Consider the following 23026-nt stretch of genomic DNA (forward strand, 5'->3'; position numbering starts at 1 on the left):
ACACGGGGATCGATAGTGCGTGTTAAGGAGAAGCAACATGCAAGAAGGGCAAAACCGTAAAACATCGTCCCTGAGTATTCTCGCCATCGCTGGGGTGGAGCCGTATCAAGAGAAGCCGGGCGAAGAGTATATGAACGAAGCCCAGCTGTCGCACTTCAAGCGTATTCTTGAAGCATGGCGTAATCAACTCAGGGATGAAGTCGATCGCACCGTTACTCATATGCAGGATGAAGCTGCTAACTTCCCGGACCCGGTAGACCGTGCCGCTCAGGAAGAAGAGTTCAGCCTCGAACTGCGTAACCGTGACCGCGAACGCAAACTGATCAAAAAGATCGAAAAAACGCTGAAAAAAGTCGAAGACGAAGATTTTGGCTACTGCGAATCCTGCGGTGTTGAAATCGGAATTCGTCGCCTGGAAGCGCGTCCAACCGCCGATCTGTGCATCGACTGTAAAACGCTGGCAGAAATCCGCGAAAAACAGATGGCCGGTTAATACCAGCGCTGTTTACACACTCTAAAGGCGGGAGTTTCTCCCGCCTTGTTACTGTTGATATGTCTGAATCACACTATATTGGGCGCTTCGCGCCATCCCCTTCTGGTGAATTACACTTCGGCTCATTAATTGCCGCCCTCGGCAGCTACCTGCAGGCTCGCGCCCGTCACGGTAAATGGCTGGTCCGCATTGAAGATATTGATCCTCCGCGTGAAGTTCCCGGTGCAGCAGATACCATTCTGCGTCAGCTGGAACATTACGGTCTTCACTGGGACGGCGACGTCCTCTGGCAGTCAAGGCGACATGATGCCTACCGGGAACGCCTGGCGTGGCTCCACGCACAAGGGCTCTCCTACTACTGCACCTGCACCCGCGCGCGTATTCAGAGCGTGGGTGGCGTCTATGACGGCCACTGCCGCACGCGCAATAACGGCCCAGAACTGGCCGCCGTGCGCATAAAGCAGCATGCCCCGGTGACGCACTTTAATGATTTACTCTCCGGCGAGATCCATGCGGATGAACGTCTTGCACGCGAAGATTTTATTATCCACCGCCGTGACGGCCTGTTCGCCTATAACCTGGCGGTAGTGGTTGATGACCATTTCCAGGGCGTGACGGAAATTGTGCGCGGGGCTGACCTGGTGGAACCTACCGTGCGACAAATATCGCTCTATCACCAGTTTGGCTGGAACGCGCCGGATTACATTCATCTGCCGCTGGCGGTCAATGAACAGGGCTTTAAACTGTCAAAACAAAATCATGCGCCCGCCCTGCCAGACGGCGATCCGCGCCCTGTTTTGATCGACGCGCTGCGATTTCTCAACCAGAATGTAACCAACGAATGGCAGGATTTGCGAATTGACGAACTGCTGAAAATGGCGATCGCCAACTGGACGCTGACGACCGTGCCAAAAATCCAGCATTCTCAAATGCGTTGCGCTGAGCTATGATTAGCCGCTTTTTTCATAACAAAACACACTACGAGGTGTACTATTTTTACCCGAGTCGCTAATTTTTGCCGTAAAGTGCTAAGCCGCGAAGAGAGCATGGCGAACGACGCTATTGCGCAAAACCGCATGTCGGTTATTCCACGTGAGCAGCACAATATTTCCCGCAAAGATATCAGTGAAAATGCCCTCAAGGTGCTCTATCGTCTGAATAAAGCAGGCTACGAGGCCTATCTCGTTGGCGGTGGGGTGCGTGATTTACTGCTGGGCAAAAAACCAAAAGATTTCGACGTGACGACCAGCGCCACGCCAGAGCAGGTGCGCAAATTATTCCGTAACTGCCGCCTTGTTGGCCGTCGTTTTCGTCTTGCTCACGTCATGTTTGGGCCGGAAATTATTGAAGTGGCGACCTTCCGCGGTCACCACGAAGCGGGCGAATCCGATCGCACCACCTCCCAGCGCGGCCAGAACGGCATGCTGCTGCGGGACAATATCTTCGGCTCTATCGAAGAAGATGCCCAGCGTCGCGATTTCACGATCAACAGCCTTTACTACAGCGTGGCAGATTTCACCGTCCGTGATTACGTCGGCGGCATGCAGGACCTGAAAGACGGTCTGATTCGCCTGATCGGCACGCCGGAAACGCGTTATCGTGAAGACCCGGTGCGTATGCTGCGCGCCGTACGTTTCGCCGCCAAACTCTCAATGCGCATCAGCCCGGAAACCGCAGAGCCGATACCGCGTCTGGCGACGCTGATTAACGACGTGCCGCCAGCCCGTCTGTTTGAAGAGGCGCTGAAGCTGCTGCAGGCCGGTTACGGCTACGAAACCTACAAGCTGCTACGCGAATACAGCCTTTTCCAGCCCCTGTTCCCGACCATTACGCGCTGCTTTACCGAAAACGGTGACAGCCCAATGGAACGCATGATTGCGCAGGTGCTGAAGAATACCGATACCCGCATTCACAACGATATGCGTGTGAACCCGGCGTTCCTGTTTGCCGCGATGTTCTGGTATCCGCTGCTGGAAGCAGCGCAGAGAATTGCGCAGGAAAGCGGTCTGGCCTACTACGATGCGTTTGCGCTGGCCGCAAATGACGTGCTGGATGAAGCCTGCCGCACGCTCGCCATTCCAAAACGTATTACGACGCTGGTGCGTGATATCTGGCAGCTTCAGCTGCGCATGTCTCGTCGTCAGGGTAAACGCGCCTGGAAGCTGATGGAACATCCTAAATTCCGCGCTGCGTTCGATTTACTGTCGCTGCGTGCTGAAATTGAACGGAACCAGGAACTGCAGCGTCTGGCGCAGTGGTGGGGAGAATTCCAGGTTTCAGCACCGCCAGAGCAGAAAGATATGCTCGTCGACCTCGATGACGAACCGACGCCGCGTCGTCGCCACCGTCGTCCGCGCAAACGTGCGCCGCGCCGTGAAGGTACGGCATGACCCTGGCGTACATTGCCATCGGCAGCAATCTGGCCTCTCCGCTGGAGCAGGTTAATGCTGCCGTTCAGGCGCTGGGTGAAATCCCACAAAGCCGTATTGTGGCGGTCTCTTCTTTCTACCGGACACCGCCGCTGGGGCCACAGGATCAGCCTGATTACCTGAATGCCGCCGTGGTGCTGGACACTGCGCTGAATGCCGACACGCTGCTGGATAATACTCAGCGAATCGAACTGCAGCAGGGCCGCGTACGCAAAGCCGAACGCTGGGGGCCGCGCACCCTCGATCTCGACATTATGCTGTTTGGCCACGAGGTGATTAACACCCCCCGTCTCACCGTTCCGCACTACGACATGAAAAATCGCGGCTTTATGCTCTGGCCGCTGTTCGACGTTGCCCCTGACCTCACCTTCCCTGACGGCCTCTCGCTGAAGGCAGTGCTGGATAGCCTCGACGCAGAAAAACCTGCCCGCTGGTGATCCGCGTTTTTACCGGTTAACCCTCACTGAATTGTGGTTAATCGGTTGCCTAAAATCATTGTTCCCTCAAATGTTACTGTTAGAATGCGCAAAGATTCGCTTTTGGGCTATCAGGAAACAGTATGAAACCAACCACCATCTCCTTACTGCAGAAATGCAAACAGGAAAAGAGACGCTTCGCCACCATTACTGCGTATGACTACAGCTTCGCTAAGCTTTTTGCCGAAGAGGGTATCACTGTCATGCTGGTCGGAGATTCGTTAGGGATGACGGTACAAGGCCATGATTCCACCCTGCCGGTGACGGTCGAAGATATTGCCTACCATACCCGTGCCGTGCGCCGCGGAGCACCTGCCTGTCTGCTGCTTTCCGATCTGCCTTTTATGGCCTACGCGACGCCAGAGCAAGCGTTCGACAATGCAGCAACCGTCATGCGTGCCGGGGCCAATATGGTCAAAATCGAAGGCGGAGCCTGGCTTGCAGAGACCGTGAAAATGCTCACCGAACGTGCCGTGCCGGTCTGCGGTCATCTGGGTCTGACGCCGCAATCCGTCAATATTTTTGGCGGCTATAAGGTGCAGGGCCGCGGTGACGCGGCACAGACACTGTTTGAGGATGCCCTGGCGCTGGAAGCCGCTGGCGCACAGCTGCTGGTGCTGGAGTGTGTGCCGGTTGAACTGGCAAAACGCATCACCGAAGCGCTGTCGATTCCGGTGATTGGTATTGGCGCAGGCAACGTTACCGACGGTCAGATTTTAGTGATGCACGACGCCTTTGGTATTACCGGCGGTCATATCCCTAAATTCGCCAAAAATTTCCTGGCAGAAGCAGGCGACATGCGTGCTGCTGTGCGGCAGTATATTGCCGACGTTGAATCCGGTGTTTACCCGGGTGAAGAACACAGTTTCCATTAAGGAGTCTTGTTGTGCTAATCATTGAAACCCTGCCGCTGCTTCGCCAGCATATCCGTCGTGCACGTCAGGAAGGTAAACGTATCGCACTGGTTCCCACGATGGGTAACCTGCATGACGGCCATATGAAGCTTGTTGATGAAGCCAGAGCGCGTGCAGATATCGTGGTGGTCAGTATCTTCGTGAACCCCATGCAGTTTGACCGTGCCGACGACCTGGCGCGCTATCCGCGCACCCTGCAGGAAGATTGCGAAAAACTCAAAAAACGCCACACCGACATTGTCTTCTCTCCGGCACCTGCAGACGTCTACCCGCAGGGGACCGAGGACGCGACCTACGTGGACGTGCCGGGCATTTCAACCATGCTGGAAGGCGCCAGCCGTCCGGGCCATTTCCGCGGCGTTTCAAACCATCGTCAGCAAGCTGTTTAACCTGGTGCAGCCCGACGTTGCCTGCTTCGGTGAGAAGGACTTCCAGCAGCTGGCGTTGATCCGTAAGATGGTCGCCGACATGGGTTATGATATTGAGATCGTGGGCGTGCCGATTGTGCGCGCCAAAGACGGTCTGGCGCTCAGTTCCCGTAACGGGTACCTTACCGCGGATGAGCGTAAAATCGCGCCGGGATTGAGCAAGGTCATGAATACCATGGCGGAACAGCTTGTGGCTAAAGAGCTGAGCGCAGAAGAGATCGTTGCCCTCGCCGAACAGGCGCTGAACGACAAAGGCTTCCGCGCTGACGATATCCAAATCCGTGATGCCGATACGCTGCTTGAGCTGACCGATACCAGCAAGCGCGCGGTGCTTCTGGTGGCTGCATGGCTCGGTCAGGCACGCCTTATCGACAATAAAGTGGTTGAGCTGGCATAACTCTCTACCTCCCCTCGTTCGCGGGGGGTTAACGCATGATGATTAAAGGTAAACGTAATGATTCGCAAAATGCTGCAAGGTAAGCTTCACCGTGTGAAAGTCACTCAGGCCGACCTGCACTATGAAGGCTCCTGCGCCATTGATCAGGATTTTCTTGATGCAGCGGGCATCCTTGAAAACGAAGCCATTGATATCTGGAACGTGAATAACGGTAAGCGCTTCTCTACCTATGCGATCGCGGCGGAACGCGGCTCCAGAATTATCTCCGTGAATGGCGCTGCCGCTCACTGTGCCGACGTCGGTGATATCGTTATCATCGCCAGCTTCGTGATGATGTCTGACGAAGAAGCCCGTCGCTGGCAGCCAAAAGTGGCGTACTTCGAAGGCGACAACGAAATGAAACGCACCGCGAAAGCCATTCCGGTCCAGGTTGCCTGATATCCTGAAGGCTGTGAACCGTTCACAGCCTTCTCTCACCTCATCCCTGCGGCTGATTACTGATAAGCCGCGACATCGTCTCCAGCGAATCCGTCCTTAAAATATACAGTCGCTTAAGCAGGAACGGATTGTCCCCGGGCTTCACTTTGCCTTTTACCGTTGTCACCGCCAGGTGGAACCCTGCGTCATTCGCTGCTTTTACCGCTTTGTCGTCATAGGCGCCAAACGGATAAGAGAGATAGAGCACGTGCGGGTTAAATTGCGCCAGCGCCCGGCGTGAACGCGCGAAATCGAACAAAATCACGTGATGACTACGGCTCAGTAAGATCGGGTGTTTATTGCCGTCCACCCGATGCAAGAAGTGGGTATGAGACTGGATATCAAACACATCCTGGATCTGCTCAAGCTCAGAGACACTCATAAACTGCAGGTATTTCGGCGCCCACTTCTGCGGATGACGTTTTATACGCGACGAGATGATAAACGCCGTCGCCTTGAATCCATACGCTTTGAGGACGGGATACGCATAGCGGCTCACCGACTTCAGCCCGTCATCAAAGGTGATCACCACAGACTTCGCCGGCAGGTTCATTTTGTTACGCACATACCCTTCAAGCTGAGCCATCGTCAGCGTGGTATAGCCCTGATCGCGAAGCCAGGTCATCTGGTTGCTGAACGCACGCACGCTGGTGGTCGTGGAGGTATGCCGGAAACGGGTGTTCTCCTCATCACGCAGGATATGGTGATAGGTCAGGACCGGGATGCCGTTATCTTCCTGCGCATCCAGGCTGCTGATCCACGCCAGACGATTGCCGATGCGGATCTGATACCAGGTCTGGTTCAGACGGTCTTTAAGTTTATTCAGAATGGGGTAGCGAAGGTTAGCACTCATCGTGCCGAATGGGGCGCTTCCGCTGCTGGGGGCGTTAAAGACAGGCGTGTCTTTCCAGGTTATCAGGTTCTGGTTACTCAGCGGTTTATTCAAATCACCAAGGCTGTCTTCCACGCGCTGTTTGCCCTGCACGTCTTCCAGGTGCTCTTTATCAATAAAGCCCGTGCCGAAGCCAAAACGAAACTCGTAGTAATCAGCGGATGTGGGGACAACGGCCAGGATTTGCCCGGCACGGATATTGCCGACATTGACCACATTGTTACCTACTTGCGCCCAGATAGCCGCATCTTCGGTGGTTTGCATATATCGGGCGGGAAGCCCTTGCTGAGCGATCAGGCTGGCAGATGCGCCGCCGGAAACCAGCAGCAACAGAAGGAACACAACGCGCATGAACATGGAATATTAATCGACACGGAAAATCAGCCACCATTGTAACAAAAGCAGCATCAATACCAATGTTTAATTCTTATACAAATCATGGAGCAAGACAAAGGGAGGATTTTTTTGCTGCTGATGCCACAGGCTGCTGACGCCGGCCACTTTTTTGTCGACGATTGCATGACGGAATTCAGCACTGCTTAAGGTTTCCCGGAAGGGATACATGGATTCCAGCAGCAAAGAGTTAATGCCTGATATCACTTCACAGTTGTCGTGCTTGTGGCTCAACAATGCCGCAGAGCGATAAGGTGCCGCGCCGGATTTATCGGTCAGGAAGATGACGCCGTCACCGGTGTCGGTTTCATGCAGGGCATCGCACATCATTCGGCTGAGCATGTTGGTGCTCAATCCACGCCAGTAGTTAACCGCACGGCATTGCGCCAGCGGACCAAATCTGGCCTCCAGTTTATCCAGCATATCCTGCGCCTGTTCATCATGGCAGGCGATCACCCATCCCAGCATCACTCTCTCCTTAGCAGGCAAGTAGTTTAGCGGAGTGAAGGTTAGCGTACGGTGATAACAATCAAAGAAAAGCGCCCGGCAAACAGAATGTCGCCGGGCGGGAGATTAGCTGCGCAGACCGCGTCCACGCTGAATCAGAGACCAGCACAGCAGGTAGAAGGCGATAATAAACACCACCAGCACCGCAACCGTGGTAATCAGTGGCACATCCGTAATGCCGAGGAAACCAAAGCGGAAGCCGCTGATCATATAAACAATCGGGTTCAGGTGTGACAGCGCCTGCCAGAACGGCGGCAGCAGCGTCAGGGAGTAGAACACCCCGCCAAGATAGGTCAGTGGCGTCAGCACAAAGGTCGGGATCAGGCTGATATCATCAAACGTTTTAGCAAACACCGCGTTCAGCAGACCGGCCAGCGAGAACAAGATTGCCGTCAACAGTAACGTGAGCGCCACGAACAGCCATGAATGCACCTGGAACGGCACAAAGAACAGGGAGATCGCCGTCACCAGAATCCCCACGCAGAGACCGCGCGCCACGCCGCCGCCCACATAACCCGCAATGATCACATGCGTTGGTACCGGCGCGACCAGCAGCTCTTCAATGTTACGCTGGAACTTGGCGCTAAAGAATGATGATGCCACGTTAGCATAGGCGTTGGTGATCACCGCCATCATGATCAGGCCCGGCACAATAAACTGCATATAGGTAAAGCCGTGCATTTCACCAATGCGGGAACCGATGAGGTTACCGAAGATGATGAAGTAGAGCGTCATGGTGATCACCGGCGGTACCAGGGTTTGCACCCAGATACGCATAAAGCGGTTAATCTCTTTCGCCCAGATGCTTTTCAGCGCGACCCAGTAAAGATGCGTCATGCCTTGTCTCCTTGTTTATCCTGCACCAGAGAGACAAACAGCTCTTCCAGTCGGTTCGCTTTGTTACGCATACTTAATACCTGAACACCCTGCGCGCTCAGCTGTGAGAACACACTGTTGATGCCCTGCTCGCGCAGCACTTCCACTTCCAGCGTTGAGGTATCCACCAGACGATAGTTATAGCCTTCCAGCGTCGGCAGCGGGCTTTTCGCCGCCAGGTCGAGAATGAAGGTTTCGGATTTCAGCTTGGCGAGCAGGCTCTTCATCGAGGTGTTTTCCACCAGCTCACCGTTCTGAATGATGCCGATATTGCGACACAGCATCTCCGCCTCTTCGAGGTAGTGCGTGGTCAAAATAATGGTCGTGCCTTTGTCGTTGAGGTCCTTCAGGAAGCCCCACATTGAACGACGCAGTTCGATATCCACGCCCGCGGTGGGCTCATCAAGGATCAGCAGCTTTGGCTCATGCATCAGCGCACGGGCAATCATCAGACGGCGCTTCATCCCGCCAGACAACATGCGCGCACGTTCATTGCGTTTTTCCCACAGATCGAGCTGTTTGAGGTACTTTTCGCTGCGCTCCACCGCTTCTTTGCGCTCAACACCGTAGTAACCCGCCTGATTAACCACGATTTGCTGCACTGTCTCGAACGGGTTGAAGTTGAACTCCTGCGGTACCAGTCCGAGCTGGCGCTTGGCATTCACCACATCTTTTTGCAGGTCGTAACCAAACACGCTCACCCGGCCGGACGTTTTATTGACCAGCGAACTGATAATGCCAATGGTGGTGGATTTCCCCGCCCCATTCGGCCCCAGAAGCGCGTAGAAATCCCCCGCTTCCACTTTGAGATCTATCCCACGCAGCGCCTGAACGCCGCCTGGATAGGTTTTTTTGAGCTGCTCAAGCTCCAGTGCAATCGCCATGAATTAAACTTACCTTAGGTTCTGACACACGTTGTGTGGTTTCATTAAAAGTCGAGTTACCCTATATTAGCGCAACGCAATCACTCGGTTACAGGTCGCTAACCTCCATGAACGACATAGATACACTCATCAGCAACAATGCACTATGGTCAAAAATGCTGGTGGAGGAAGACCCCGGATTTTTTGGAAAGCTCGCGCAGGCGCAAAACCCACGCTTTCTCTGGATTGGATGTTCCGACAGCCGCGTTCCGGCAGAGCGCCTGACAGGTCTCGAGCCTGGCGAACTGTTTGTGCACCGTAATGTTGCCAACCTGGTGATCCATACCGACCTCAACTGCCTTTCGGTTGTTCAGTACGCCGTTGACGTTCTGGAGGTCGAGCACATCATTATTTGTGGCCACTATGGCTGCGGCGGTGTGCAGGCCGCGATTGAAAATACCGAACTCGGGTTAATCGATAACTGGCTGCTGCATATCCGCGATATCTGGTTCAAACATAGCTCACTGTTGGGTGAAATGCCGCAGGAGCGTCGTCTCGATACCCTTTGCGAGCTGAACGTGATGGAGCAGGTTTATAACCTTGGCCATTCCACCATCATGCAATCGGCGTGGAAACGCGGGCAAAAAGTCTCGATCCACGGCTGGGCGTACGGTATTCACGATGGTTTGCTTCGTAACCTGGAAGTGACCGCCACCAACCGTGAAACGCTGGAGCAGCGTTATCGTTCCGGGATCGCCAACCTGAAGCTCAAGCACGTCAACCATAAATAGCTGCCTGTAAGCGGTTCAGATAAAAACAAAACGGCAACCCGGGTTGCCGTTTTTACTGTGTGTTCCCTCGTCAGAGGGCAACAGACCGCACGTCACAAACCTTACTCGTCGAGCAGGATCACTTTACCCACATACGGCAGATGACGGTAACGCTGCGCGTAGTCAATGCCATAGCCCACGACGAACTCGTCAGGGATAGAGAAGCCGACAAACTCTACCGGCACCTGCACTTCACGGCGGCTGGGTTTATCCAGCAGGGTGCAGATCGCCAGGGATTTTGGCTCACGCAGGCTCAGGATCTCGCGCACTTTAGAGAGCGTGTTGCCGGAGTCGATGATGTCCTCAACGATCAACACATCTTTGCCACGAATATCTTCATCCAGATCTTTCAGGATTTTCACATCACGGGTTGTGGACATGCCGCTGCCGTAGCTGGAGGCGGTCATAAAATCGACCTCATGGGACACCTGCACTTCACGGCACAGGTCTGCCATGAACATGAAAGAGCCACGTAAAAGACCGACCAGCACCATTTCGCTGCCGCTGTCCTTGTAATGTTCGGTGATTTGACGACCCAGTTCGGCGATACGCGCTTTGATCTCGGCTTCCGGGATCATCACTTCAACAGTATGTTTCATATTACTAACCATATGATTTTAATGAAAATCTCTCAATGCGGATGAATGTTACTCCGGCATCGATACGCAAGCCAGCCATTATATCAGTAAATGGATACACCTGGCGCATGAGTTATAAAAAGCAAATATTGTGATTCCGATCACACTTGTTAATACCTATAATTAGTTGCTAGCAAATAATTAACAAAACTGACGAGTACACTTTCTATGGCTGAAATAAAAACTCAACAGCCACGTCTACTGGTGACATTAACAGCGCTATTCGCCGCCTTCTGCGGCCTGTATCTGTTAATCGGTGGCGTCTGGCTGGCCGCAATTGGCGGCTCCTGGTACTACCCTATTGCGGGTCTGGTTATGCTTGGCGTAACCGTCCTGTTGTGGCGTAGAAAACAATCCGCGCTATGGCTTTATGCTGCTTTACTCCTCGCAACCATGATCTGGGGCGTCTGGGAAGTCGGTTTCGACTTCTGGGCACTGACGCCGCGCAGTGACATCCTGGTCTTCTTTGGTATCTGGCTGATCCTGCCGTTCGTGTGGCGTCGCCTGATTGTTCCTTCAAGCGGTGCCGTTGCGGCGCTGGTGGTTGCCCTGCTGATCAGCGGCGGCATTCTCACCTGGGCCGGTTTTAACGATCCGCAGGAGATTAACGGTACGCTGAATGCCGAATCCACCCCAGCTGCGGCTATCTCGCAGGTCGCGGATGGCGACTGGCCAGCTTATGGCCGTAATCAGGAAGGTCAGCGCTACTCCCCGCTCAAGCAGATCAACGCGGACAACGTTAAGAACCTGAAAGAAGCCTGGGTATTCCGTACCGGCGACCTGAAGATGCCAAACGATCCGGGTGAACTGACCAACGAAGTGACGCCGATTAAAGTCGGTAACATGCTTTATCTGTGCACCGCGCACCAGCGTCTGTTCGCGCTTGATGCGGCCACCGGTAAAGAGAAATGGCACTTCGATCCACAGCTGAACTCCAACCCGTCGTTCCAGCACATCACCTGCCGCGGCGTCTCTTACCACGAAGCGCGTGCTGATAATGCGAGCCCTGAAGTCATTGCCGACTGTCCTCGCCGCATCATGCTGCCGGTAAACGATGGCCGCCTGTTCGCGATCAATGCCGAAACCGGTAAGCTGTGTGAGACCTTTGCCAACAAAGGTATCCTGAATCTGCAGACCAACATGCCGGACACCACGCCGGGTCTGTATGAGCCAACCTCACCGCCGATCATCACCGATAAAACTATCGTGATTGCCGGCTCGGTAACCGATAACTTCTCCACCCGCGAAACCTCTGGCGTTATCCGTGGTTTTGACGTGAACACCGGTAAACTGCTGTGGGCCTTCGACCCGGGCGCGAAAGATCCAAATGCGATCCCATCGGACGAACACACCTTTACCTTTAACTCACCTAACTCCTGGGCACCGGCGGCGTATGACGCGAAGCTGGACCTGGTCTACCTGCCGATGGGCGTCACCACGCCAGATATCTGGGGGGGTAACCGTACACCTGAGCAAGAGCGTTATGCCAGCTCTATCGTGGCGCTGAACGCGACCACCGGTAAACTGGCCTGGAGCTACCAGACTGTTCACCACGACCTGTGGGATATGGACATGCCGTCCCAGCCGACGCTGGCAGACATTACCGTTAACGGCAAAACCGTTCCGGTGATTTATGCACCCGCGAAAACGGGCAACATCTTTGTGCTGGATCGCAGCAACGGTAAGCTGGTTGTCCCGGCACCCGAAAAACCCGTTCCGCAGGGCGCTGCCAAAGGCGACTATGTCACCAAAACACAGCCGTTCTCTGACCTGAGCTTCCGTCCGAAGAAAGATCTCAGCGGTGCAGACATGTGGGGTGCCACAATGTTTGACCAGCTGGTATGCCGCGTGATGTTCCATCAGCTGCGCTATGAAGGTATCTTCACGCCACCTTCTGAGCAGGGCACGCTGGTCTTCCCGGGTAACCTGGGCATGTTCGAATGGGGTGGGATCTCCGTTGACCCTAACCGTCAGGTGGCGATTGCCAACCCGATGGCCCTGCCGTTTGTTTCTAAGCTTATTCCACGCGGTCCAGGCAACCCAATGGAGCAGCCTAAAGATGCTAAAGGCAGCGGTACTGAAGCGGGTATTCAGCCGCAGTATGGCGTGCCATACGGCGTCACGCTGAACCCGTTCCTGTCGCCGTTTGGTCTGCCGTGTAAACAGCCTGCCTGGGGTTATATCTCCGGCCTGGATCTGAAAACTAACCAGATCGTCTGGAAAAAACGTATTGGTACGCCTCAGGACAGCATGCCGTTCCCGATGCCAGTTCCTGTCCCGTTCAATATGGGTATGCCAATGCTGGGTGGTCCAATTTCTACCGCCGGTAACGTGCTGTTCATCGCGGCAACCGCCGATAACTACCTGCGCGCGTACAACATGACCAACGGTGAAAAACTGTGGCAAGGCCGTCTGCCAGCAGGTGGACAGGCAACGCCGATGACCTATGAAGTGAATGGCAAGCAGTACGTTGTCATCTCTGCGGGTGGTCATGGTTCGTTTGGTACGAAGATGGGCGACTACATTGTGGCTTATGCTTTACCCGACGACGCTAAATAACTAACACCGCCAACGGTAAAAAAAACGGCAACTTCGGTTGCCGTTTTTATTGCTTATCTCCTGTGGATCGGGGTCTGGGCATCAGGCACACGATATTAAACCGTGAACCCCAGCATCATGCCCGTATCTTCATGCTCCAGCAGATGGCAGTGCGCCATATAGGCAAACGCCTTCGGTGCCTCGTGGTCAAATTTCACCAGCACCTCACTGACGCCACCTTCAACCCTGACGGTGTCTTTCCATCCCGCGCGATGCGCCTGTGGCGCGTTACCGTTTTCAGAAAGGATGCGGAACTGGGTGCCGTGAATATGGAACGGATGCAGCATCATGTCGCCTTCGCCTGAAATCACCCAGCGTTCAAACTGCCCTTTTGTGGCAGCAAACATTGGCGTGTTCATGTCGAACGCTTTGCCGTTGATCATGTTGGCATTGTGGAAATCGAAATCATGGCCACCGTGCCCCATGCCGCCCATTTTACCGTGGTCCATATTCATATGGCCCATCATCTCTCCGTGGTGCATACCCACCATCGCCTGATTGCCATATTTCGCCATCAGTGCCTGCATGCCCATCATGTCGAGCATCGGGTTCATGGACAGTTGCAGCTTACGTTGGGTCAGGCCCTCGAGAGAAGGTAGCGCCGGGAGCGTGGTCAGGGTATCCGGCAGCATGCCCGAGGCCGTGACCTGCAGCGGCTGGATCTGCAGCACCGGGTGCGGCTTATCAAAGGGTGCAACCGCCATTCCCATCTGACTGACCGGTAGCGTGACCAGGTCAAACGGTTTGCCGTCGCTGATATCCACCAGCACCTCAAAACGCTCCCCCATCAGCATCGGTAGCGCATCCACCTTCACCGGTTCAGGCAGCAGCCCCCCGTCGCTTGCGACCACGTACAGAGGGCGTTTATCGCTGGTGGCGAAATTCAGTGAGCGGGCGTTACAGCCGTTGAGCAGGCGTAAGCGCAGCCAGCCTTTCGGTGCCGCATGCTGCGGGTAAATGGCACCGTTGGTCAGCAGGGTGTCGCCAAACCAGCCTACCGCCGCGCTCATGACGTCCAGTTGGTAATCAATTTGTCCGTCAGCGGTGAATTTTTTGTCCTGCACAATGACCGGCACATCGTCGATGCCCCACTGTTTGGGCAGGCGCAGCAAACGGCTTTCGTCATCTTCAATCAGCACCAGCCCCGCCAGCCCCATCGCCACCTGATGGCCCGTTTTGCCATGCTGATGGGGGTGGAACCAGCAGGTCGCGGCGCGCTGGTCCGGGGTAAAGGTCACGCTTCGCTTACCGCCCGGTTTTATGATGCCCTGCGGCCCCCCGTCCACCTCGCCCGGCACTTCCAGTCCGTGCCAGTGTAACGTGGTCTCCTCTGCCAGCGTGTTATGGATATCCACCGTTACCGCTTTCCCTTTACGTAACTGAAGTGCCGGGCCGAGAAGATTGCCGTTATAACCCCACGTTGTCGCACTGTGTGCGCCAAAGGTCGTTTTACCGGACTGGACAACAAGCTGGATGCGGCTACGGGCATCCGCGGTGAGTAAATCAGGGATCGGTAAGGCAGGTCTGTCGGCCGCAAAAGCCGCGCGGCTCCACAGCGGTAAAGCGCTGGCTACGCCAAGCGCAACGGAATATTTTAAAAAATCACGGCGTTGCATGTTCATTTCCTTATTTCCAGCAGGCGATCTTTTGAGCATAAACCCTCCCCTTACCGGAAGGTCAAGTAAAGCGGCAATAATAAAGATCGTCGGCCTGGCATCAAGTATGCTAACGTTAATTTTCCGTGATGCAGTGGTAGAAGCAATGAAGACGTTTTTCAGAACAATTTTGTTCGGTAGCCTGATGGCGATGTGTGCGAACAGTTACGCGCTGAGTGAAAATGAAGCGGAAGATATGGCCGATCTGACGGCAGTTTTTGTCTTTCTGAAAAACGATTGTGGTTACCAGAATTTGCCCAACGGGCAGATTCGTCGCGCACTGGTCTTTTTTGCCCAGCAAAACCAATGGGATCTCAGCAACTACGATAGCTTCGACATGAAGGCGCTCGGCGAAGACAGCTACCGCGATTTAAGCGGTATTGGTATCCCTACCGCCAAAAAATGCAAAGCGCTGGCTCGCGATTCACTCAGCCTGCTCGCCTACGTGAAATAACCTTCCCGACGCCCCCTTGTTGAGCCTATAGCCGTGCAACCACGGTTATAGTTAGCTATCATGTTTCGCTCATTTTTTGTGAGCGTAACGGATGTTAACAAAGGAGGAGTCCGCGTATGGCCGACCACACGTTGTGGCATGAAACACTGCATGACCAGTTTGGTCAGTACTTTGCCGTTGATAACGTGCTCTATCATGAGAAAACCGATCACCAGGATCTGATCATCTTCGAGAATGCCGCCTTTGGCCGCGTGATGGCGCTGGATGGTGTCGTGCAAACGACCGAGCGCGACGAGTTTATCTACCACGAGATGATGACCCACGTTCCGCTGCTGGCACACGGGCATGCGAAGCATGTTCTGATTATCGGTGGTGGTGATGGCGCAATGCTGCGTGAAGTCTCCCGCCATCAATCCATCGAAACCATTACGATGGTGGAGATTGATGCCGGCGTGGTCTCTTTCTGTCGTCAGTACCTGCCGAACCATAACGCCGGTAGCTATGACGATCCGCGCTTCAGTCTGGTCATTGATGATGGGGTTAACTTCGTTAATCAGACGACCCAGACCTTCGACGTTATTATCTCCGACTGTACCGACCCGATCGGTCCCGGCGCATCGCTGTTTACCTCCGACTTCTACGAAGGCTGCAAGCGCTGCCTGAAGCCGGGCGGGATTTTCGTGGCACAAAACGGCGTCTGCTTCCTGCAGCAGGATGAAGCCCTCGACAGCCACCGCAAGCTGAGCACCTATTTTGGCGATGTCAGCTTCTATCAGGCCGCTATTCCGACGTACTACGGCGGGATCATGACCTTTGCCTGGGCGACGGATAACGACGTACTGCGCCATCTTTCCACCGAAATTATTCAGGCCCGCTTCCACCAGGCCGGTCTTACGTGCCGTTACTACAATCCGGCAGTTCATACCGCAGCGTTTGCCTTACCGCAGTACCTGCAAGACGCATTATCCACTAAGGGGGTGAGCTAATTGAAAAAGCTTAAACTGCATGGCTTTAACAACCTGACCAAAAGCCTGAGTTTTTGTATTTACGATATCTGCTATGCCAAAACAGCGGAAGAACGCGATGGTTACATCGCCTATATCGATGAACTCTACAATGCCAACCGTCTGACCGAGATCCTGTCAGAAACCTGTTCGATTATCGGCGCGAATATCCTGAATATCGCCCGTCAGGATTATGAACCTCAGGGTGCCAGCGTCACGATTCTGGTCAGCGAAGAGCCGGTCGACCCTCAACTTATCGATAAAACAGAACATCCGGGCCCGCTGCCGGAAGTGGTCGTCGCCCATCTCGATAAAAGCCACATCTGCGTGCACACCTACCCGGAAAGCCATCCTGAAGGCGGTCTGTGTACCTTCCGTGCCGATATCGAAGTGTCGACCTGCGGCGTGATCTCCCCGCTGAACGCGCTGAACTATTTAATCCACCAGCTGGAATCCGATATCGTGACGATTGATTATCGCGTGCGAGGCTTTACCCGTGACATTAACGGCATGAAGCACTTTATCGATCACGAGATCAATTCCATTCAGAACTTTATGTCCAACGACATGAAGTCGCTGTATGACATGATGGATGTGAACGTGTATCAGGAAAATATCTTCCATACCAAGATGTTACTTAAGGAGTTCGACCTTAAGCACTACATGTTCCATACCCGACCAGAAGATTTAAGCGAAGAAGAGCGCAAGGCCATTACTGACCTGCTCTGGAAAGAGATGCGCGAAATCTACTACGGCCGCAATATTCCGACCGTGTAAACCGCACTGGGAGCAAGGACGCTCCGGTGTGCTATTTCTGTTTCATGAACGCCCGGTACGCCGTCACGACTTGCAAAAAGTCTTCTACGCCGCACAGCGACAGACTCTCTTCATCGTAGTAGCTCATCCCCTCTTCCATCTCATCACCGGAGAATTCAAGCTGGTTGGCACGCACCATCACCTCTTCGCCATCCATCCACAGCGTGTATTCGTGCCCGGCACGTTGCCAGGAGCGTTCACTGCCTTTCACCGTATTTGCCGCCTGTTCAACTTCGTCCAGAAGGGCGAGATTCTCTTTCACCTCTTCGTTGAACCAGTGTCCAACAGCTTCGTGGCCCATCGACATACGCACTTTCACCACTCCGGTGATGTCGCGCAGAAATTCGTAATCCATAGTATTTTCCTCTGCAAAGCCATTACGCTAATTATCGCAGCAGAGAGGAAGAAAAAAAGCGTGGGAGGCAGGAGGAATGAAAATAAAAAGGTGAGAGCAAGACCTTGCGGTCTGATGCCCTCACCCTGTCCCTCTCCACAGGAGAGGGTGCAAACACAAAACCGCCTCCGTGGAGACGGTTTAGCTGTTTATACCGCCGTCTGGAAGATAACCCCGTCAGCCTTCTCGGTGTACTGAGAGAGCTGGTCGAAGTTCAGATAGCGATAGGTATCTACCGCCGTCTTATCCACCTGAGCCACAAAGGTCTGGTACTCTTCCGGCGTTGGCAGTTTACCAATCAGTGCCGCAACCGCCGCCAGCTCCGCAGAGGCCAGGTAGACGTTAGCACCGGTACCTAAACGGTTCGGGAAGTTACGGGTAGAGGTGGAAACCACCGTCGCACCGTCAGCCACGCGCGCCTGGTTACCCATACACAGGGAACAGCCAGGAATTTCGATACGCGCACCGCTCTTACCGAACACGCTGTAGTAGCCCTCTTCGGTCAGCTGAGCCGCATCCATACGGGTTGGCGGAGCCACCCACAGACGCGTTGGCAGCTGGCCTTTGTGGGTATCCAGCAGCTTACCGGCAGCACGGAAGTGGCCGATGTTGGTCATACAGGATCCAATGAACACTTCGTCGATCTTGTCGCCCTGAACGTCGGAAAGCAGACGCGCGTCGTCCGGATCGTTCGGTGCACACAGGATTGGCTCTTTGATATCCGCCAGATCGATGTCGATCACTGCCGCGTATTCTGCGTCAGCATCGGCTTCCAGCAGCTGTGGATCCGCCAGCCATTTTTCCATGCCCTGGATACGGCGCTCCAGCGTACGACGGTCGCCGTAGCCTTCTGCAATCATCCACTTCAGCAGCACGATGTTAGAGGTCAGATACTCAATAATCGGTTCTTTGTTCAGCTTGATGGTACAGCCAGCAGCAGAACGCTCCGCGGACGCATCGGTCAGTTCGAATGCCTGCTCGACTTTCAGATCCGGCAGACCTTCAATTTCCAGAATACGGCCAGAGAAGATGTTTTTCTTCCCTTTCTTCTCAACGGTCAGCAGACCCTGTTTGATGGCATACAGAGGGATAGCATGCACGAGGTCACGCAGGGTGATACCCGGCTGCATTTTACCCTTGAAGCGCACCAGAACCGATTCTGGCATATCCAGCGGCATCACGCCGGTCGCAGCAGCAAACGCCACCAGCCCCGAGCCCGCCGGGAAGGAGATACCGATTGGGAAACGGGTATGGGAATCACCACCGGTACCGACGGTATCAGGCAGCAGCATACGGTTCAGCCAGGAGTGAATAACACCGTCACCCGGACGCAGCGACACACCGCCACGGTTCATGATGAAGTCAGGCAGCGTGTGGTGCGTGGTCACGTCAACCGGCTTCGGATACGCGGCAGTGTGACAGAAGCTCTGCATCACCAGGTCAGAAGAGAAGCCCAGGCACGCCAGGTCTTTCAGTTCATCACGGGTCATTGGGCCTGTGGTGTCCTGAGACCCCACAGAGGTCATCTTCGGTTCACAGTACGCGCCAGGACGGACACCGGCGACGCCGCAGGCGCGACCCACCATTTTCTGCGCCAGGGAGTAACCACGATTGCTTTCCGCCACATCTTTCGCATGACGGAACACGTCGCTGTGCGGCAGACCCAGCGCTTCACGCGCTTTGGTCGTCAGGCCACGACCGATGATCAGCGGAATACGGCCACCGGCACGCACTTCGTCAATCAGCACGTCGGTTTTCAGCTCAAAACTCGCCAGCAGTTCGTTGGTTTCGTGGTTGCGCACTTCACCTTTGAACGGGTAAACGTCAATCACGTCGCCCATATTCAGGTTAGAGACATCCACTTCGATCGGCAGTGCGCCCGCATCTTCCATGGTGTTGAAGAAGATTGGCGCAATTTTGCCGCCCAGCACCAGGCCGCCGCCACGTTTGTTAGGCACATGAGGGATGTCATCGCCCATGAACCACAGTACGGAGTTGGTCGCGGACTTACGGGACGAACCGGTACCCACTACGTCACCGACGTATGCCAGCGGGAAACCTTTTTCCTGCAGGGCTTCGATCTGTTTGATCGGGCCAACGCTGCCCGGCTGATCCGGCTCAATACCTTCACGGGCGTTTTTCAGCATCGCCAGTGCGTGCAGAGGAATATCAGGACGAGACCACGCATCCGGTGCCGGAGAGAGGTCATCGGTGTTAGTTTCACCGGTCACTTTGAAGACGGTAACGGTGATTTTTTCAGCCAGTGCAGGACGGTTCAGGAACCATTCGGCATCGGCCCAGGATTGCATAACCTGTTTCGCGTAGGCGTTGCCGGCTTTGGCTTTTTCTTCCACATCGTAGAAGTTATCGAACATCAGCAGCGTTGAGGAGAGCGCTTTGGCGGCAATCGGTGCCAGCGTGTCGTTATCCAGTGCGTCAATCAGCGGATGAATGTTGTAGCCACCCTGCATGGTACCGAGCAGTTCAATAGCTTTTTCAGGAGTAACCAGTGGGGAGGTTGCTTCGCCTTTGGCGACGGCGGCAAGGAATCCGGCTTTTACGTAGGCAGCTTCATCTACGCCAGGCGGTACACGGTTGATCAACAGATCTAACAGGAATTCTTCTTCGCCCTTAGGCGGGTTCTTCAGCAGCTCGACGAGCGCGGCCATTTGGGTTGCATCTAAAGGTTTGGGTACAATTCCCTCGGCGGCACGTTCTGCTACGTGCTTACGGTATTCTTCTAGCACGACGGTTCTCCTCGCTCTCATTGTCATATGCGGCGGGCGTTCTCTTCACGCTCCTGTGAGACAGCAGTTTGTAGGGTAAATGCCCGATACCGCGTCGGGCAGCATAGCAGGATTTCTGCACAGTGTTAATCCGTTTACAAAAAAGCAACATTAAAAAATTTGCTGAATCGTTAAGCATGGTGTAGCGGGCAGGTGCAACGAATTCTGACTGCAAAAAACCGTGAGTGCGACCTTCTGAATATTCCGGCGGCATTTCAGCCATCCGATATAATTGTGTAATAAATACTCACACTCTTTATCCGGACGTACCGGATGATTCCCCACAAAAGTCAAAACAGTAAAAGACGGGTGATTGATACTCACGCCAACCGTAACGCCTCACGGCACAGCGCTTGTCTCGTTGGAGTCATTTTATGAAGTTGCCCTTTAAGCCACAACTGCTTGTCCTTCTGTGCAGTGCCGGGCTGTTTGCCGCCTCAGGCGTCATGTTCGTTAAAAGCCGCGCAACGGAGCCTGTGGCTCCTGCCCCCGTCGCACAACAACCGGCTGCGCCGCCTGCCGCTCAGCCAGCACCGGTCGTCGCGCCAGCCTACACGGCCGCGCAAATTGATCAGTGGGTTGCCCCCATCGCGCTCTACCCGGATGCCCTGCTATCGCAAATTTTGATGGCTTCGACTTACCCGGCCAACGTCATCCAGGCGGCACAGTGGTCAAAAGACAACCCTAAACTGCAGGGCGATGCCGCCATTCAGGCCGTGGCGAATCAACCCTGGGATCCGAGCGTGAAATCACTGGTGGCGTTTCCTCAGCTGATGTCCCTGATGGGCGAAAATCCACCCTGGGTGCAGAGCCTGGGCGACGCGTTTCTCGCACAGCCGAAAGATGTGATGGATTCCGTGCAACGTCTGCGTTTGCTGGCGCAGCAAACCGGTGCATTGCAATCAACACCGCAGCAAACGGTCACCACCGAGACAAAACCAGCCCCGGCGAAAACGGCCACCGGCCAGACAACAAGCACCACCACGACGTCATCCCCAACGGTCATTAAAATTGAGTCCGCCGACCCGCAGGTGGTTTACGTGCCCACCTACAACCCGAATACCGTGTATGGCACCTGGCCGAACACCGCTTATCCGCCCGTCTATTTACCGCCCTCTCCGGGAGAGCAGTTTACGGACAGCCTGGTCAAAGGCTTAGGGTTCAGCCTGGGTGTGGCGACAACCTACGCTATTTTCAGCAACATCGACTGGGATGATGACGATGACTGGGATCACCACCATGATGACGACTGGGATCACCACGGCGGCTATAACCGCAACGGTGATAACAACATCAATATCAACGTTGAGAACTTTAATAAAATCAGCGGCCAGCGCCTGACGGACGCCAACCGCACCTGGCAGCATAACCCGGCCTATCGTGAAGGAGTGCCCTATCCCACTAACACGCTCAACAATCGCTTCCACTCAACGAACACGGCAACGGGGCTAAGCGCGACGCAGCAAAAACCGGTCAACCGGGACAGCCAACGACAGGCTGCACTGAGCCAGATGGAGAAATCAACGGGAAAAACCTTCCCGCAGACCGCGCGTCCGGGCACCAAAGATGCACAGCGTCAGGCGTCAACCGCCCAGCTGAAGCAAATTTCTCAGCGCAACAACTACCGGGGCTACGACACCAAACCGCAAACGGCACAGCGGACAGCCGCTAAGACGCGAGACAGCCGCCCGACCACCTCGCAAAGGCAAGAGAAACGGGTTTCGCAGCCTGCGCGGAGTAGCCAGCCGCGCGCCAATGCGCTCAGCGGTAACGACAGTCGTTCCGCCAACTGGCAAGCCCAGCAGCAGCGAGGCGCCCAGAGCCGGCAACAGGCTGCCCGCCATCAGCAACCACGCCAGACGTCTACCGGGCGTGCTGAACACCGTGAATTCCGTCACCGTTAAGGAAGCCGACATGAAAAGCAAATTACTCAGTGGGATCGCGTTATTCATGCTGTCGGCCGCCGCAATGGCGCAGCAATCTTTCAGCACGCCAGACCAGGCAACCGATGCGCTGGCCAGCGCCATCAGTGAGCAAAATGAAAGCGCGATGAACACCCTGCTCGGTGAGAACTGGCGTGATTTCCTGCCGCCGGAAGGGGTGGATCCTGATGCCGTGGATCGCTTCCTGCGCGACTGGAAAGTTCGGCACAATACGGTCGTTGACGGGAATAAGGCACATCTTGTGGTCGGTGACAGCGACTGGCAGCTACCTATTCCGGTGATCAAAACCGCCTCTGGCTGGCAATTTGATATCAAAGAAGGGGCTGAAGAGATCCTGACCCGCGAGATTGGCCGCAACGAGCTCGCCGCCATCGAGGCGCTACACGCGTATGTGGATGCACAGCAAAGCTATTTTGCGCTGAACCAGAAATATGCACAGAAGATTGTCAGCTCGGCCGGCAAAAAAGACGGCTTATACTGGCCGGCTTCGCCCGGCGAAGCCCCCAGCCCACTCGGTCCGGCCTTCAGCCCGAAAGAACCCGGCACTGGCTATCACGGCTACCGTTTTCGCATCCTGCCGGATAAAAACGGTTTTGCCATGGTGGCCTGGCCAGTCAGCTACGGCCAGACGGGCGTGATGAGCTTTGTAATAAACCAGACCGACAAGGTGTACCAGTCGGACCTCGGCAGCGAGTCAGAGAAGAAAGCGCAGGCGTTACCTGCTTATCACCTGGATCACACCTGGCAACCGGTCGCCCCATAA

The 23026-nt window shown here is 54.8% G+C and carries 21 protein-coding genes and 1 pseudogene; 14 read left to right on the plus strand and 8 right to left on the minus strand.

Annotated features, from left to right (window positions below):
• The first annotated feature begins 37 nt into the window (after positions 1–37).
• The 7 genes and pseudogenes from dksA (at position 38) to panD (ending at position 5575) form a co-directional block, all read left to right on the plus strand.
• A complete protein-coding gene (gene dksA / locus QE396_RS12900) occupies positions 38–493 on the plus strand; it encodes an RNA polymerase-binding protein DksA (protein WP_001155232.1) in 456 nt (151 codons plus the stop codon).
• A gap of 59 nt (positions 494–552) precedes the next feature.
• Positions 553–1443: a tRNA glutamyl-Q(34) synthetase GluQRS gene (gene gluQRS, locus QE396_RS12905; protein WP_020882602.1), complete on the plus strand. Its 891-nt coding sequence runs from the start codon at positions 553–555 to the stop codon at positions 1441–1443.
• 42 nt (positions 1444–1485) lie between these two features.
• On the plus strand, positions 1486–2883 hold the full coding sequence (gene pcnB, locus QE396_RS12910; RefSeq protein ID WP_071605427.1) for a polynucleotide adenylyltransferase PcnB: 1398 nt from the start codon (positions 1486–1488) through the stop codon (positions 2881–2883).
• Positions 2880–3359 carry a 2-amino-4-hydroxy-6-hydroxymethyldihydropteridine diphosphokinase gene (gene folK / locus QE396_RS12915; protein WP_020882600.1) on the plus strand — a complete coding sequence of 160 codons (480 nt, stop codon included), beginning with the start codon at positions 2880–2882 and terminating at the stop codon, positions 3357–3359. Before pcnB ends, folK begins: the two co-directional genes overlap by 4 nt.
• A 122-nt stretch (positions 3360–3481) precedes the next feature.
• Entirely contained in the window at positions 3482–4273 is a 792-nt protein-coding gene (gene panB, locus QE396_RS12920; RefSeq protein ID WP_020882599.1) for a 3-methyl-2-oxobutanoate hydroxymethyltransferase, read from the plus strand.
• A gap of 11 nt (positions 4274–4284) precedes the next feature.
• Positions 4285–5137 (plus strand): annotated as a pseudogene (panC, locus tag QE396_RS12925) (pantoate--beta-alanine ligase).
• Between the two features lie 57 nt (positions 5138–5194).
• Complete coding sequence (panD, locus tag QE396_RS12930) at positions 5195–5575, plus strand: aspartate 1-decarboxylase (protein WP_014168672.1); 381 nt, start codon at positions 5195–5197, stop codon at positions 5573–5575.
• Between the two features lie 40 nt (positions 5576–5615).
• On the opposite strand, the gene QE396_RS12935 is transcribed toward panD, so the two are convergent.
• The 4 genes from QE396_RS12935 to QE396_RS12950 form a co-directional block, all read right to left on the minus strand.
• A complete protein-coding gene (locus QE396_RS12935; RefSeq protein ID WP_014168671.1) occupies positions 5616–6863 on the minus strand; it encodes a polysaccharide deacetylase family protein in 1248 nt (415 codons plus the stop codon).
• A gap of 63 nt (positions 6864–6926) precedes the next feature.
• The gene (locus tag QE396_RS12940) at positions 6927–7367 is read right to left on the minus strand and encodes a PTS sugar transporter subunit IIA (RefSeq protein ID WP_020882597.1); all 441 of its coding nucleotides are present in this window, start codon (positions 7365–7367) and stop codon (positions 6927–6929) included.
• 105 nt (positions 7368–7472) lie between these two features.
• Positions 7473–8243: an ABC transporter permease gene (locus QE396_RS12945; protein WP_014168669.1), complete on the minus strand. Its 771-nt coding sequence runs from the start codon at positions 8241–8243 to the stop codon at positions 7473–7475.
• Positions 8240–9166 (minus strand): ABC transporter ATP-binding protein, encoded by a 927-nt coding sequence (locus QE396_RS12950; protein ID WP_014168668.1) that lies wholly within the window; start codon positions 9164–9166, stop codon positions 8240–8242. The genes QE396_RS12945 and QE396_RS12950 overlap by 4 nt, the downstream gene beginning before the upstream one ends.
• A gap of 107 nt (positions 9167–9273) precedes the next feature.
• Between QE396_RS12950 and can the strand changes: the two genes are divergently transcribed.
• Entirely contained in the window at positions 9274–9936 is a 663-nt protein-coding gene (can, locus tag QE396_RS12955; protein WP_020882596.1) for a carbonate dehydratase, read from the plus strand.
• A 101-nt stretch (positions 9937–10037) separates the two neighbouring features.
• On the opposite strand, the gene hpt is transcribed toward can, so the two are convergent.
• Entirely contained in the window at positions 10038–10574 is a 537-nt protein-coding gene (gene hpt / locus QE396_RS12960) for a hypoxanthine phosphoribosyltransferase (RefSeq protein WP_025205381.1), read from the minus strand.
• A gap of 207 nt (positions 10575–10781) precedes the next feature.
• On the opposite strand from hpt, the gene QE396_RS12965 reads away from it, so the two are divergent.
• Positions 10782–13172 carry a glucose/quinate/shikimate family membrane-bound PQQ-dependent dehydrogenase gene (locus QE396_RS12965; protein WP_020882595.1) on the plus strand — a complete coding sequence of 797 codons (2391 nt, stop codon included), beginning with the start codon at positions 10782–10784 and terminating at the stop codon, positions 13170–13172.
• A 95-nt stretch (positions 13173–13267) separates the two neighbouring features.
• Here the strand turns inward: QE396_RS12965 and cueO are convergent, their stop codons facing one another.
• A complete protein-coding gene (cueO, locus tag QE396_RS12970; protein WP_032669430.1) occupies positions 13268–14827 on the minus strand; it encodes a multicopper oxidase CueO in 1560 nt (519 codons plus the stop codon).
• Positions 14828–14972: 145 nt separating this feature from the next.
• Between cueO and QE396_RS12975 the strand changes: the two genes are divergently transcribed.
• The 3 genes from QE396_RS12975 to speD all read left to right on the plus strand — a co-directional run bounded on the left by QE396_RS12975 (position 14973) and on the right by speD (position 17101).
• Complete coding sequence (locus QE396_RS12975) at positions 14973–15320, plus strand: YacC family pilotin-like protein (RefSeq protein WP_014882582.1); 348 nt, start codon at positions 14973–14975, stop codon at positions 15318–15320.
• Positions 15321–15436: 116 nt separating this feature from the next.
• On the plus strand, positions 15437–16306 hold the full coding sequence (speE, locus tag QE396_RS12980; protein ID WP_014168661.1) for a polyamine aminopropyltransferase: 870 nt from the start codon (positions 15437–15439) through the stop codon (positions 16304–16306).
• Positions 16307–17101 (plus strand): adenosylmethionine decarboxylase, encoded by a 795-nt coding sequence (gene speD / locus QE396_RS12985; RefSeq protein ID WP_020882593.1) that lies wholly within the window; start codon positions 16307–16309, stop codon positions 17099–17101.
• Positions 17102–17132: 31 nt separating this feature from the next.
• Here the strand turns inward: speD and yacL are convergent, their stop codons facing one another.
• Both yacL and acnB read right to left on the minus strand, forming a co-directional pair.
• Complete coding sequence (yacL, locus tag QE396_RS12990) at positions 17133–17495, minus strand: protein YacL (protein ID WP_014168659.1); 363 nt, start codon at positions 17493–17495, stop codon at positions 17133–17135.
• A gap of 188 nt (positions 17496–17683) precedes the next feature.
• Positions 17684–20281, minus strand: coding sequence for a bifunctional aconitate hydratase 2/2-methylisocitrate dehydratase (gene acnB, locus QE396_RS12995; protein ID WP_020882592.1), 2598 nt, complete (start codon positions 20279–20281; stop codon positions 17684–17686).
• Positions 20282–20694: 413 nt separating this feature from the next.
• On the opposite strand from acnB, the gene QE396_RS13000 reads away from it, so the two are divergent.
• Positions 20695–22224 (plus strand): DUF3300 domain-containing protein, encoded by a 1530-nt coding sequence (locus QE396_RS13000; RefSeq protein WP_309951280.1) that lies wholly within the window; start codon positions 20695–20697, stop codon positions 22222–22224.
• A 10-nt stretch (positions 22225–22234) separates the two neighbouring features.
• Positions 22235–23026 carry a DUF2950 family protein gene (locus QE396_RS13005; protein ID WP_020882590.1) on the plus strand — a complete coding sequence of 264 codons (792 nt, stop codon included), beginning with the start codon at positions 22235–22237 and terminating at the stop codon, positions 23024–23026.

This window comes from Enterobacter sp. SORGH_AS_0287 (assembly GCF_031453695.1).
Taxonomy (GTDB): domain Bacteria; phylum Pseudomonadota; class Gammaproteobacteria; order Enterobacterales; family Enterobacteriaceae; genus Enterobacter; species Enterobacter ludwigii.